Below are 13,400 nucleotides of genomic sequence, written 5' to 3' on the forward strand. Positions count from 1 at the left end.
GGTCACCCACACGGGTGGTCTGCGACGCTCGGCCGGGTGCCTCAGGGCTCTGGATGGCTCTGGGGTTCGGGTGGTGGGGCGGCTGCGGGTGCGTGGAGCGTTCTCGCGCAGTTGCCCGCGCCCCTCACAGCGCCACAGGCACAGGCACGGGCGTCGGCACCGATGCCCGCACGCCCACCCTCGTTCTCGTGGCCACCAGTTGCCCGTCCTGGGGATACGCGTGCCACGTACGCCAGTGCACCTGTCCCTCGTGCCACTGCGCGAGCATCGCCGTGAAGGCGTGCGGGCTGCCCGGGAAGACCCCGGCCAGACCGTGCGGGTGATCGGAGACGAGGGCCAGCAGTTCCTGGGCGCGGCCGGCGAAGGAACCCGGGGACAGCACCTCGACGCGGGCGGCGAACTCGTACTCCCAGTCGTCCGCCCGTTTGGCCACGCCGAGCGGAAGGGGCGTGCTGGACCCCGGGATGCACGCGACCGTCTCCGAGCAGTGACTGCCCCGCTCCTCCTCCAGAAGCACCTGGTGGGACGCGCCGAGCAGCCGCAACTGCAGTTTCGCGCCGCCGAGTTCGAGATCGAGCGTGGCGAGCGCGGGCAGCGGCTCGCGGCCCAGGGCCCAGGCGAGGTCTGCCGCGCGCGTGTCGGTGTAGGCGGTGTTCAGGGTCGTGAGCATGGGTCGGCTCCGCAGCGACGCAACGATGAAGAGGAGTGGGTCCGGCGCACCCCGGTCGGCACCGGGAATCGTGGCCCGGTCAGCCAGGTCGGGTGAGGACGACGTCCCAGTCGGTCCGGTCAGCCGTGTCAGGCCTGCCGGGAGGGACGTCCGGGGGCTGCGTTGGCGATTTATAGGGAATCATGAACTGTGGTGCAACCACAGCGTTTTTACCCAAGTTGGCGTGCTTTCCATCCCCCCGAGGGCAGGCCAGCTCAACTGTTCAACCAGGCGTACGCCCCGTCGGTCGACACACTCCCCACGCGCCCATCGAGCCAGGCGCGCGCACACGGGGGCGGCGCCCGTCGAACGACCGGGCCCACCCGGCGTACTCAGGCGTGAACAGAAGTGCTACCCGCGCGCCGGCCCGCGAGCAGCGTCGAGCGCACCGGGCCGTCTGCCCCGTCCGCGCGGCTCCACACACACGAGCGCCCGCCGGGACGACCTCCGGCGGGCGCTCGCGTCGTGGAGCTCAGCTGCCCCGTGTCAGCTGCCTCCACCGCATCCGCCCCCGCCACCGCAGGAGGACCCCCCACCGCAGGAAGAGCTGCTGCTCCCGCAGGACGAGCTGCTGCTGCAGGACGAGCTGCTGCTCCCGCACGACGAGCCCCCGTGCGACGAGCCTCCGTGCGACGAGCCCCCGTGCGACGAACCCCGGTCGTCGTGCGAGGAGGAGTGGGACGAGCCACTGTCCCCGACGCCGGCCGCCCCCAGCACCCACCAGCTGTTGTCGCTGCTGCTCGACGAGTCGCTGCCACCCCGGCCGCCGGTGCGGTGGGCACTGCGGTGGGCGCTGCCGCCACGGCCGGACGTCCTGCCGCCCCGGGCCCCCGCCCGTGCCGCGCGCGCCCTGCGGCGGCTCTCCGCCACGATGAGCGCCAGCAGCCCGCAGACCACCACCAGGATGAAGCCGATCACCGCGATCGCGTTCATGGCGTCACCCTCCCCTCTTTCTTTCGAGTCCCCCGAAGCGGCCCCCCGTGGGCGCCTCGCTCACTTGCGTGTCGCGGGGATTCCCCCGCCGCGGACCGCTCAAAGCAGAGTTGAGCAAGTCCAGAGCTTGTCTCTCGCGGGGGCGGTCGCCGCTGCCACCGCAGGAGGAGGACGAGCGTCCCCCACAGGACGAGCCGGCGCCACCACCGCGTGAGGACGAGGACGACGATCGGTACCACCAGCGAGGTGCGTCACTTCGCGGGAACTGTTATTCCGAGCAGTTTTTCCGCATTTCGGAACGCGATTTTCTCCTTGGCGTCGCGTGGCAGATCGACTCCCCGGAACCAGTCGGTTTGGGTTTTCATGTTCGCAAACGGGTAGTCGGTCGCGAACATCACTCGATCCACGCTTATGTGCTTCAGTAGGAGCTCGAGCAGCTCAGTCTGGGGGAATGCGCTGGTGGTGAACCAGAAATTGTCATGGAAGTACTGCTCGAACGGCTTGTCCAGACTCTTCTCGGTCACTTCGCTCATCTTCTCCACGATGCGTTCGTAGAAGAACGGAAGACCCTCCCCCATATGGCCGATGATGATCTGGAGCTTGGGATGCCTGTCGAACACTCCTGAGGTGATCATCCGGAGGCACTGAGTGACGACTTCCTGGTGCCATCCATACGCCGAGATACTGAGAACCTGGTCCTGGAACTCCTTCTGGTATTCCGGCAGCATATTGCTGTAATAGATGTCGAAAACCTCGTCGGGCGGCAGGCCCGGATGGATGTATATCGGCACATCGAGGGCTTCGGCGCGCGCCAGCAGGGGCTCGAATTCGGGATGGTCGAGAAACTTCTTCCCGATGATTCCGTTGGTCAGGCAACCCAGGAAGCCGTCTTCCCGCACCGTGCGTTCCAGCTCGTCCGCCGAGGCCTCCGGGTCCTGGAGAGGCAAGGTGGCAAATGCCTTGAAGCGCCCCGGATAGGCGGCCATCGGTCCATCGACGAGCATCTTGTTGAGGCGATACGCGAAATCGATGCCCTTCCGGCCTTTGACATTCTGCACACCTGGCGTATGGGCGGAGAGGATCTGAACGTTGATCCCCGCCTCGTCCATGGCACCGATGCGGCGCGGGCCGAGCTCGGCAAGACCGGTGTCCTCGAGGAACAGCCTGTCGTTCAGCACCATCAACTCACGGGTGGAAAAGGTTTCTTCCGTGCCGATGAAGGGCAGGTCCTGGTCCCGCAGTGCAATGTCCGAAGTTTTGTCCGAGTTCTTGTCCGAGTTCTTGCCCGAAGTCTCGTTGTCGTTCGCTGCCGAGACAATGGCATGCGTGGACAGGCCGGCACCGACGCCAAGTGCCGTGGCGGCGGTGAGAAAGCCGCGGCGTCCCATGGGCTTCATGTCAGTCTCTTTTCAGGTGTTTGTGTGATGCGGCATCCGTGCGATATCCGTGCGGCATCCGTCTGCGAGATGCCTCGGATCGACCGTTCGTCGTTTTCGACCTCGACGCCGACCACGCCGGTCCCGCCGCATCGCTCGTCCGGATACCGAATTCCTACCGAGCGAACCTGAGACGAGCGTTAGAGCTCGTACGAGCTGCTCTCCCACGATCGCGCGTGAGTACACGTCCGGGACGGACGCGACATGGACGCCCGCCGGGCGGGACCCCGACGCCGCCACGCCGGTGCGTGCGCTGGACACATGGTTCGGCCGACCGGCCTGAGCACCGCATTAACGGTCGTCTCAGGTTCGCTCCGTAGGAAGTCGGCATCCAGAGAAGCGATGCAACCCGTATGCAGGAGGCAAGTGATGGCAGTCGACGCAGCACCGTCCGGGAAGGCCCGGGCCGGTCGGTTGGCAGGCCGGTGGGTGCCCTGGTTGGTGATCGGCCTGTGGCTGGTGCTGGCGGCCGGCATGGTGCCGCTGAGCGGAAAGCTGAGCTCGGTCACCACCGACAGCGCCGTGGACACCCTGCCGGCCGGTGCCGAGTCCACCAAGGTGGCGGTGCTGGACGACCGTCTCCCCGGTGGTGACAGCAACACGTTCGTCTTCGTGTACCACCGCGCCGCCGGCATGACCGACGCCGACCGCGCGACGGTCGAACGCCATTACGACACCCTTGCCGAGCGGTACCCGCCGAAGGCGACGGCGGCGGCCGACGAGGACGACGAGGGTTCACCGACGAGCCCCTCCACCGACCGCAAGGCGATGATGTTCACCCTCGAGGTGAGCACGGCCTACGGCGCGCCGGAGGACATCGTCGGCCCGTTGCGTGACGCCGCGAAGGACCGCCCCTCCGGCCTGGAACTCGACGTGACCGGCCCGGGCGCGATCGACGGCGACATGGAGGCCGTCTTCGACGGCATCGACGTGCAGGTCCTCCTCACCACCATCGTCGTCGTCACGCTCCTGCTCATCCTCACCTACCGCAGCCCGGTGTTGTGGATCATCCCGCTGCTGGCCGTCGGCGCGGCCGCACTGACCGCGATGGGGACCGTCTACCTGCTCGTCAAGGGCTTCGGCATCGTGGTCAACGACCAGAACTCGGCGCTGCTGACGATCCTGGTGTTCGGCGTCGGCACGGACTACGCGCTGTTGCTCATCGCTCGATATCGGGAGGCACTGCATCACCATGAGAACGTCCGGGTCGCGATGGTCCACGCACTGCGCGGCGCGGCTCCGGCCATCGTCGCGTCCGCGGCCACCGTGGTCGCCGGTCTGCTCTGCCTGCTCGTCGCGGACCTGAACAGCACCAGCGGATTGGGTCCGATCGGTGCGGCCGGCATCCTGTGCGCGCTGGTGGCCATGCTGACGCTGTTCCCGGCGGTGCTCGTGGTGCTCGGCAGGCGGATCTTCTGGCCGGCCGTCCCGCGGTTCAGCACGGCCCCGGAGGAGAAGCCGGGGCTGTGGGGGCGGCTCGGCACCGCCCTCGGCCGCCGCCGGTGGCCGGCGACGCTCGGCTCGCTCGGAGTCCTCGGTGTGCTCGCCCTCGGGCTGGCGGGCAACACCGGCGCCCTGCGGGAGCAGGACCAGTTCCTGTCCGCGCCGGAGTCGGTCACCGGCTTCACCGTGCTCCGTCAGCACTTCCCGGAGCTGGGCGGCCAGCCGATGACGGTCTTCACCCGCCCGGCGCACCGGGAGCGGGTGCTCGACATCGTCAAAAACACGCGCGGTGTGGCCCTGGCCGTCCCGGAGCAGACCAGCGGTGGCTGGGCCAACATCTCCGTGTTCCCGAAGGACGCGCCGGACACCGCCGCGGAGTACGACACGGTCAAGCGGGTGCGCACCGCCGTGCACGCGGTGAGCGGGGCGGAGGCGATCGTCGGCGGGCCGAGTGCGGAGAACCTCGACACCGAGGTGACCACCCAGCGCGACGAGAAGCTGGTGATCCCGCTGGTGCTCGTCGTGGTCCTGATCGTCCTCGGGCTGCTGCTGCGCGCGATCCTGGCCCCGCTGGTCCTGATGGCCACTGTGATCGTCTCGTTCGCCGCGGCCTTCGGCGGCAGCGTGTTCGTCTTCGACACGATCCTCGGGTTCAAGGGGATCGACAATTCGGTGCCGTTGCTGGCATTCCTGTTCCTGGTGGCGCTCGGCGTCGACTACAACATCTTCCTGGCCAGCCGGGCCCGGGAGGAGGCCGTGCGTCTCGGCACCAGAGAGGGCCTGCTCAAAGCCCTCTCGGCCACCGGTGGCGTCATCACCTCGGCGGGTCTGGTCCTGGCGGCCACGTTCGCGGTCCTCGCCACTCTTCCGCTGGTGATGCTGATCGAGGTCGGTTTCCTGGTCGCCTTCGGCGTGCTGCTGGACGCCCTGCTGGTGCGGTCGGTCCTGGTGCCCGCCCTCACCTTGCTGATCGGCCGGCGGATGTGGTGGCCGAGCCGGCTGTCCCGTCCGGCGGCGGAGCCACCGGTCCGTCGACAGTCGCTCGCCGAGCACGAGGAGCCCGCGCTGCAACGGTGAGCGCGGCGGCACGGACGAGATCCGGGACGGACCTGGGACCCAGGCCCGTCCCGGATTTTTTCGCGGGCCCGAGGGTCGCCGCCCTCGGGTCCTGCGCCGCGCCGCCGGGATGGGTCAGCGCACCGCGGTGTCCTCCCCGGCGGTGAGCCCCGCGATGGGGGCGGGCGGGGCGGGCGGGGCCGCGGCCGGAAGGTCGACCCGGAGCAGCGCGCCACCGCGTGCGGAGCGGGCGACGCCGGCCCGGCCGCCGTGGGCGTCGACGACCCGCTGGACGATCGACAGCCCCAGACCGGATCCCGGCAACGCCCGGGCACTGTCGGCACGGTAGAACCGGTCGAACACCCGCGGTACGTCGGCGGCGTCGATGCCCGGCCCGGCGTCGTCGACCTCCAGCACCGCCGACGCGTCCTCGGCACGGAGCCGGACCTGGACCGGCTGGTCCGCGGGGGACCACTTGCCGGCGTTGTCGACGAGATTGAGCACCGCCCGTTCGAGCGCGGCGGGACGCCCGCTCACCCACACGGAGGTCACGTCGAGCGCGACCTCGACGTCGGGCGTGCGGGAACGTGCCCGGGTCACGGCGGCCACCACCACGTCGGCGAGGTCGAGCAGCTCGGTGTTCTCGTCGCTGACGTCACCGCGCGCCAGGTCGGTCAGCTCGGCGACAAGGGTGCTCAACTCGGCCACCTGGGCGCCGAGATCGTTGAGCAGCCGGGTCCGGCTCTCCGCCGGCAGTGCGCTGTCCAGGGTGCCGCGCCGATCGAGGCGGATCAGCAGCTCGACGTTGAGACGCAGGCTGGTGAGTGGGGTCTTGAGCTCGTGGGTGGCGTCCTCGGCGAGCAGCCGCTGGGCCCGCCGGGAGTCCCTGAGCGCGGCGAGCATGTCGTTGATCGACCGGATCAGCCGCCGGATCTCCCCACCGCCCTCGTCCGGGATGCCGGCGTCGAGATCCCGGGTGTGCGCGACACGTACCGCGGCGGCGGTCAGCCGGTCGATCGGTGCCAGCCCGGTCCGTGCCACGGTCCGCCCGACCAGGGCGCCGCCGGCCACGCAGAGCAGCCCGATCAGCAGCATGCCGAACCCGAACTGGTTGACCGGGCCGTCGTCGGCGACCTGGGCCACCTGGACCGCGCCGTCGCCCGCCCGCAGCGTGTAGACGAGGTACCCGTCCTCGTCGCCGCCGTTCGACTCCATCAGGTCGGCCGACGCGCCCCGCGCCACGCGCCCGGCCTGCTCACCGACCGGGGGCAGCGCGGGTTGGCCGGCCGGCGTCCGGGTCGAGCCGTCGGGCAGGACGATCCGCACCAGCCGGCCGGATCCGGGATACGGCGGTAGCCGGACCTGCGCCGGGCCGGCGCGCTGCGCGTCCGTCGCCAGGACGCGGGAGTCGGCGCGCAGCTGATTCTCGACGCTGTCCCGCAGCTCCCAGCTCAGTAGTTCGCTGGCCACCTGGAAGGCCACGAACACGCTGACCGCGACGGCCGTCGCCGCGATCACCGTCAGCCTGGTCCGCAGGGACCGCCGGCGCCACCATCGGGTCAGCCGGCGCGGTTCCCGGCCGGCGGGCCCGCTCACGGAGGAGTCTCCCGCAGCACGTAACCCAGGCCGCGCAGCGTGTAGATCAATCGCGGCTCACCCTCTGCCTCCGTCTTGCGGCGCAGGTAGCTCACGTACACCTGGAGGTTGTTGGCGGTGGCGCTCATGTCGAAGCCCCAGATCGCCTCGAACAGCGCGTCGCGGGTCAGGACCCGGGTCGCGTTGCTCATGAGGACCTGCAGGAGGGAGAACTCGGTCCGGGTCAGACGCAGCGGCCGCCCCCCACGCCACGCCTCGAACCTGTCGGGATCGAGCCGGACGTCGGCGAACGACAGGATCTGCGACTCCTCGTCGGCCGGCGTGCGCCGACGCAGCAGGGCCCGCACCCGGGCCAGTAACTCCTCGGTGGCGAACGGCTTGGGCAGGTAGTCGTCGGCGCCCGCGTCCAGCCCCGTGACCCGGTCGGAGACCTGGTCACGGGCGGTCAGCATCAGCACCGGCAGATCCCGACCCGCGGCCCGCAACCGCCGGCAGGTCTCCAGCCCGCCGAGGCGGGGCATCATCACGTCGAGGATCAGCAGATCCAGCGTGTCACCGTCCGCCCCGACGACCCCGTCGAGCACGGCGAAGCCGTTGGCGACGGCGCTGGTGTCGTACCCCTCGACCTGGAGCACCCGCTCCAGCGACTCACGGATGGCCGCCTCATCATCCGCGATCATGATCCGCACGTCGGCCCGCCCCCTTACGGTCGATGTTTTTGCCGCTCATTGTCCCCGGCCAACCTGAGGCCGGGATCAGAGCCTCGCTGCGGACCGCGCTCTCACCCCGCGGCCTCGGGCAGGCCGCAGTCGTCTGCTGCCCCGGGCAGGTATGCGACGGCGACCCGTCCTCAGTCCCCTCCGCTCCCGCAGGAGCCCCCGCCCCCACCCCCGCACGACGAACCACTCGACGAACCACCCGACGAACCGTCCGACGATCCCCCGCCGTCCGCCCACCAGCTGCGCCGCCGGCCGCGCCTGCGGGCCACCACGACGATCACCGTCATGACCACGGCGTACACGGCCCAGACGGCGACCAGCAGTCTCATGTTCTCGTCCACGACCACACCCCCCGTGCGCCGCGACGCCGCGGTCAGCTTCCGCCGCCGCAGCCACCGCCGCCACCACCGCAGGAGGACCCGCCGCCGCAGGAGGACCCGCCACCGCACGAGGACCCACTGCCGCACGACGATCCCCCGCTGCGGTGGGACGACCGGCCGTCCGCCCACCAGCTGTGCGAGCGCCGGCGGCCGGGCCGCGAACCGCGGCCTACGCTCGAAACGACGCCGACCAGAACCACCGCGCCCACGATGACGAAGAAGACGATGTCCATCTCCGGACCTGCCTTTCACTCCCCCTGCAGGCCCCCCATGAGTCCTGCGTGACGGGGGGATGCCCGCCCGTCCCACCGGTCAAAGCGAAGTTGAGGAACTCCAGAGGTTGGGCGCAGGATGACGGCCATGACCTCCAGCGCAAGCTCCGCCCGCACCCCTCGTCCGGCGCAGAACCGGCGGCTCGCCGAGTTCGGAACGACGATCTTCGCCGAGATGTCGGCGCTCGCCCTGCGGACCGGGTCCATCAACCTGGGCCAGGGTTTCCCGGACACCGACGGCCCCGAGGAGATCCGCGAGGCCGCCGTACGGGCGCTGCGCGACGGCCGGGGCAACCAGTACCCGCCGGGGCCGGGCGTCCCCGAGCTGCGGACCGCGATCGTCGACCACCAGCGGCGACGGTACGGGCTGGAGTTCGACCCGGACACGGAGGTCCTGGTCACGGCGGGCGCCACGGAGGCCATCGCGGCCGCCCTGCTGGGGCTGCTGGAGCCGGGCGACGAGGTGGTCGCCCTGGAGCCGTACTACGACTCGTACGCGGCCTGCATCGCGATGGCGGGCGGGACGCGCGTACCGGTAACGCTCCGGCCGTCCGGGGCAACCGCCGGGGGATCCGGTGACCCGGGCGAGGAGCGGCGCTTCCGGCTGGATCTCGACGAGCTGCGGGCCGCCGTCACCGACCGGACCCGGCTGCTGCTGATCAACACGCCGCACAACCCGACCGGGACGGTCCTCACCCGTACGGAGCTGACCGCGATCGCCGAGCTGGCGGTGGAGCGGGATCTGCTGGTGGTGACCGACGAGGTCTACGAGCACCTGGTCTTCGACGACGCCGAGCACCTGCCGCTGGCCACGTTCCCGGGGATGCGGGAGCGGACGGTCACCATCGGCTCGGCGGGCAAGACGTTCTCGTTCACCGGGTGGAAGGTGGGCTGGGTGACGGCCGCGCCCGGGCTGGTGACGGCGGTGCGCTCGGCGAAGCAGTACCTCACCTATGTGGCGTCCGGGCCGTTCCAGTACGCGGTCGCCGAGGCCCTCGCGCTGCCGGACAGCTATTTCGAGGCGTTCCGGGCGGACATGCTGGCCAAACGCGACCTGCTGTCGGCGGGGCTCGCGGACGCCGGGTTCGGGGTGTTCCGCACGGCGGGCACGTACTTCGTCACCACCGACATCCGCCCCCTGGGCGAGAGCGACGGGTTCGCCTTCTGCCGCTCCCTGCCCGAGCGCGCGGGCGTGGTCGCCATCCCCAACGCGGTCTTCTACGACCACCGCGAGGCCGGCGCGCCGTTCGTGCGGTTCGCGTTCTGCAAGCGCACGGAGGTGCTGACGGACGCGGCGGAACGGCTCCGCAAGGCGTTCGCGGGCTGACCGCCGGCTCCTCCACGAGGCACCGAGGCCGACGGCGAGCGCCCGGCCGGGGCGCGTCGGCATCGGTGTGGCCGACGGGCGCCCCGGCCGGGCGCTCGTGGAGGTGCTGGACCTGCGGGGCGTTCGACGGCGACTACTCGCCGTCGTCGTCGCCCTCGCCGTCCTTGGGCTTGTCGGCCTCGTCGACGTCCTCGGCCAGGCCGAGCTGCTCGACGAGCCACTTGTCGAACTCGATGGCGGCCCGCACCCAGCTGACCGTCGACGAGACGAAGTGCTCCAGGCTGACGCCGGTGCCGATGAGCAGCTGGGCCTCGCCGATGAGGCGGACCGTGCCGTCGTCGTGCGTGTGGCTGTAGACCTTCGGCCACAGGGTGCGGCGGTTCCAGTCGTCGATGGTCTCCAGCAGAGACGGCTTCTCGTCGATCTGGTGCGGGCGGTCGTAGAACGTGCGCACCGAGAAGACCTGCTGGTCACCCTCGCCACGGAACATGAAGTACGTACGGAATTCCTCCCACGGCGCCGCGAGGTCACCCTCGTCGTCGACGACGTACTTCAGCTCCATCTGGTCCAGGAGCTGCTTCACGAGGTCCTGATCCGGGACGACGGGGCCCGCCGGCCCTTGGGGCTGCGGCTCGGGCTGGCCCCCGAAGTTCGGAATCGAGGACGGGTCGATGCTCACCGTGATTTTCCCTTCGTACGGATTCCGCCATCCTCTCCCATGCGGGGCGGGGGGTGGCAACCCCCGCCCCGCGCGGTTCGTCGCCCTTGGCCGGATCCGCCGGGGGATTCAGCTACGAGCGTGGCGGGGAACCTTTCGGGTACCCCCGATCGGCCCCTGTCACGGCTTCTTCTCCAGCGACGGGACCGGGCCCACGATCAGCCCCTCACCCTCGCCGAACGCGTCCACCCGGACCGTGTCGCCGTCCTTGACCTCGCCGGACAGGATCTCCTTGGCCAGGCGGTCGCCGATGGCGGTCTGGACGAGGCGGCGCAGGGGGCGGGCGCCGTAGGCCGGATCGTTGCCCTCGTCCGCGAGCCAGGCCAGGGCCTCGGGGGTGATCTCCAGGGTGAGACGGCGTTCGGCGAGACGCTTGGACAGGCGCTCGATCTGCAGCTTGGCGATGCGCTCCAGCTCCGCCTTGTCCAGGGCGGAGAAGACTACGAGGTCGTCGAGGCGGTTGAGGAACTCCGGCTTGAAGGAGGCCCGCACCACGTCCATGACCTGCTGTTTCTTCTCCGCCTCGGTGGTGACCGGGTCGACCAGGTACTGGCTGCCCAGGTTCGAGGTGAGGATCAGGATCGTGTTGCGGAAATCGACCGTACGGCCCTGTCCGTCGGTGAGCCGGCCGTCGTCCAGCACCTGGAGGAGGATGTCGAAGACCTCGGGGTGCGCCTTCTCCACCTCGTCCAGCAGCACGACGGAGTACGGGCGGCGGCGGACGGCCTCGGTGAGCTGGCCGCCCTCCTCGTAGCCGATGTACCCGGGGGGCGCGCCGACGAGCCGGGCGACGCTGTGCTTCTCGCTGTACTCCGACATGTCGATGCGGATCATGGCCCGCTCGTCGTCGAAGAGGAAGTCGGCCAGCGCCTTCGCCAGCTCCGTCTTGCCGACGCCCGTCGGGCCGAGGAAGAGGAAGGAGCCGGTGGGGCGGTCCGGGTCGGCGATGCCCGCGCGGGAGCGGCGTACGGCGTCGGAGACGGCCCGTACGGCCTCGGTCTGGCCGATCAGGCGGCGGCCCAGCTCCTCCTCCATGCGCAGCAGCTTCTGCGTCTCGCCCTCCAGCAGGCGGCCGGCCGGGATGCCGGTCCAGGAGGCGACGACGTCGGCGATGTCGTCGGCGCCGACCTCGTCCTTGACCATGGTGTTCTTGGACGCGGCGGCCTCCTCCTCGGCCTCGGACGCCTCTTCCAACGCCCGCTCCAGGGTGGGGATCTCGCCGTAGAGCAGCTTGGAGGCGGTGTCGAAGTCGCCGTCGCGCTGGGCGCGTTCGGCCTGCCCGCGCAACTCGTCGAGCTTCTCCTTGAGTTCACCGACCGCGTTGAGGGACTGCTTCTCCTTCTCCCAGCGGGCGGTGAGGCCCCGCAGGTCCTCCTCCTTGTTGGCTAGGTCGCGGCGCAGCCGCTCCAGGCGCTCGCGGGAGGCGGCGTCGGTCTCCTTGTCGAGGGCCATCTCCTCCATGCGGAGCCGGTCCACGGACCGCTGCAGCTCGTCGATCTCGACGGGCGAGGAGTCGATCTCCATCCGGAGCCGGGAGGCGGACTCGTCGACGAGGTCGATGGCCTTGTCGGGCAGGAAGCGGGAGGTGATGTACCGGTCGGAGAGGGTGGCGGCGGCGACCAGGGCCGCGTCCGCGATCACGACCTTGTGGTGGGCCTCGTAGCGGCCCTTGAGACCGCGCAGGATCGCGATGGTGTCCTCGACGGTCGGCTCGGCGACCAGCACCTGCTGGAAGCGGCGCTCCAGCGCCGGGTCCTTCTCGATGCGCTCGCGGTACTCGTCGAGGGTCGTCGCGCCGACCATGCGCAGCTCGCCGCGGGCCAGCATCGGCTTCAGCATGTTGCCGGCGTCCATGGCGGAGTCGCCGCCGGCGCCCGCGCCGACGACGGTGTGCAGCTCGTCGATGAAGGTGATGATCTGGCCGTCGGAGTCCTTGATCTCGGCGAGGACCGTCTTCAGCCGCTCCTCGAACTCGCCCCGGTACTTGGCCCCGGCGACCATGGCGCCGAGGTCGAGCGAGACCAGCCGCTTGTTCTTCAGCGACTCGGGCACGTCCCCCTTGACGATCCGCTGGGCGAGCCCCTCGACGACGGCGGTCTTGCCGACGCCGGGCTCACCGATGAGGACGGGGTTGTTCTTGGTCCGGCGGGAGAGCACCTGCACGACACGCCGGATCTCCTGGTCCCGGCCGATGACGGGGTCGAGCTTCCCGTCCCGCGCGGCGGCGGTGAAATCGGTCCCGAACTTCTCCAGGGCCTTGTACTGGCCCTCCGGATCGGCGGTGGTCACCCTGCGTCCTCCCCTTGCCTTCTGGAACGCCTCCTGCAGCTTCCCGGCGTTCGCCCCCTGCCGGGAGAGTACGTCCCCGGCCTGGCCGCCCTTCTCCGCGATCCCGATCAGGAGGTGCTCGGTGGAGACGTACTCGTCGCCCAGCTCCTTCGCCTTGGCCTGGGCCTCGGCGACCACGCTGAGCAGCTCGCGGTTGGGCTGGGGCGGCGACACGGTGGCGCCGGTCACGCTGGGCAGACCGGCCAGGATCTTCTCCGCGCCCGCGCGCACGGCCGCCTGGTCGGCGTCGACGGCGGCGAGCAGGTCGGTGATGTTCTCGTTCTCCTGGCCCTGGAGCAGAGCCAGCAGCAGGTGGGCGGGGGTGAAGTCGGCGTGTCCCTCGGACACGGCCCGGTTGCTGGCCGCGTTGATCGCGTCCCGGCTCCTGTTGGTCAGCTCGGCGTCCACGTTCGCGTTTCCCTCCTGGCGTCGGCCGTTGCGTCAGCCGTTGCGTCGGTCACGGTGACTTGGGCAACGTGCATA

General features: G+C 70.3%; 10 protein-coding genes. 2 read left to right on the forward strand and 8 right to left on the reverse strand.

Going from position 1 to position 13,400, the window contains the following annotated elements:
• Positions 1 to 124: 124 nt before the first annotated feature.
• The 3 genes from SCAB_RS20090 to SCAB_RS20095 all read right to left on the reverse strand — a co-directional run bounded on the left by SCAB_RS20090 (position 125) and on the right by SCAB_RS20095 (position 3,039).
• Entirely contained in the window at positions 125 to 670 is a 546-nt protein-coding gene (locus SCAB_RS20090; RefSeq protein ID WP_013001909.1) for a DUF2617 family protein, read from the reverse strand.
• A 525-nt stretch (positions 671 to 1,195) separates the two neighbouring features.
• Entirely contained in the window at positions 1,196 to 1,642 is a 447-nt protein-coding gene (locus SCAB_RS48050) for a hypothetical protein (protein WP_078580156.1), read from the reverse strand.
• Between the two features lie 251 nt (positions 1,643 to 1,893).
• Positions 1,894 to 3,039, reverse strand: coding sequence for an amidohydrolase family protein (locus tag SCAB_RS20095; protein WP_013001910.1), 1,146 nt, complete (start codon positions 3,037 to 3,039; stop codon positions 1,894 to 1,896).
• A gap of 408 nt (positions 3,040 to 3,447) precedes the next feature.
• On the opposite strand from SCAB_RS20095, the gene SCAB_RS20100 reads away from it, so the two are divergent.
• Positions 3,448 to 5,598, forward strand: coding sequence for an MMPL family transporter (locus tag SCAB_RS20100; RefSeq protein ID WP_041669399.1), 2,151 nt, complete (start codon positions 3,448 to 3,450; stop codon positions 5,596 to 5,598).
• A gap of 114 nt (positions 5,599 to 5,712) precedes the next feature.
• Here the strand turns inward: SCAB_RS20100 and SCAB_RS20105 are convergent, their stop codons facing one another.
• The 3 genes from SCAB_RS20105 to SCAB_RS47965 all read right to left on the reverse strand — a co-directional run bounded on the left by SCAB_RS20105 (position 5,713) and on the right by SCAB_RS47965 (position 8,359).
• Positions 5,713 to 7,173 (reverse strand): HAMP domain-containing sensor histidine kinase, encoded by a 1,461-nt coding sequence (locus SCAB_RS20105; RefSeq protein WP_041669401.1) that lies wholly within the window; start codon positions 7,171 to 7,173, stop codon positions 5,713 to 5,715.
• The gene (locus SCAB_RS20110; protein WP_013001913.1) at positions 7,170 to 7,862 is read right to left on the reverse strand and encodes a response regulator transcription factor; all 693 of its coding nucleotides are present in this window, start codon (positions 7,860 to 7,862) and stop codon (positions 7,170 to 7,172) included. The genes SCAB_RS20105 and SCAB_RS20110 overlap by 4 nt, the downstream gene beginning before the upstream one ends.
• A gap of 161 nt (positions 7,863 to 8,023) precedes the next feature.
• Entirely contained in the window at positions 8,024 to 8,359 is a 336-nt protein-coding gene (locus SCAB_RS47965; protein WP_193789217.1) for a hypothetical protein, read from the reverse strand.
• Positions 8,360 to 8,623: 264 nt separating this feature from the next.
• Here SCAB_RS47965 and SCAB_RS20120 point away from each other — a divergent pair, with 264 nt between their 5' ends.
• Positions 8,624 to 9,871 (forward strand): pyridoxal phosphate-dependent aminotransferase, encoded by a 1,248-nt coding sequence (locus tag SCAB_RS20120; RefSeq protein WP_013001914.1) that lies wholly within the window; start codon positions 8,624 to 8,626, stop codon positions 9,869 to 9,871.
• Positions 9,872 to 10,004: 133 nt separating this feature from the next.
• Here SCAB_RS20120 and SCAB_RS20125 read toward each other — a convergent pair whose 3' ends face one another.
• Positions 10,005 to 10,550, reverse strand: a complete 546-nt coding sequence (locus tag SCAB_RS20125) for a YbjN domain-containing protein (RefSeq protein WP_013001915.1) — start codon at positions 10,548 to 10,550, stop codon at positions 10,005 to 10,007.
• Positions 10,551 to 10,709: 159 nt separating this feature from the next.
• Entirely contained in the window at positions 10,710 to 13,325 is a 2,616-nt protein-coding gene (gene clpB / locus SCAB_RS20130) for an ATP-dependent chaperone ClpB (RefSeq protein ID WP_013001916.1), read from the reverse strand.
• Between the last annotated feature and the right edge of the window lie 75 nt (positions 13,326 to 13,400).

The organism is Streptomyces scabiei 87.22, assembly GCF_000091305.1.
GTDB lineage: Bacteria > Actinomycetota > Actinomycetes > Streptomycetales > Streptomycetaceae > Streptomyces > Streptomyces scabiei.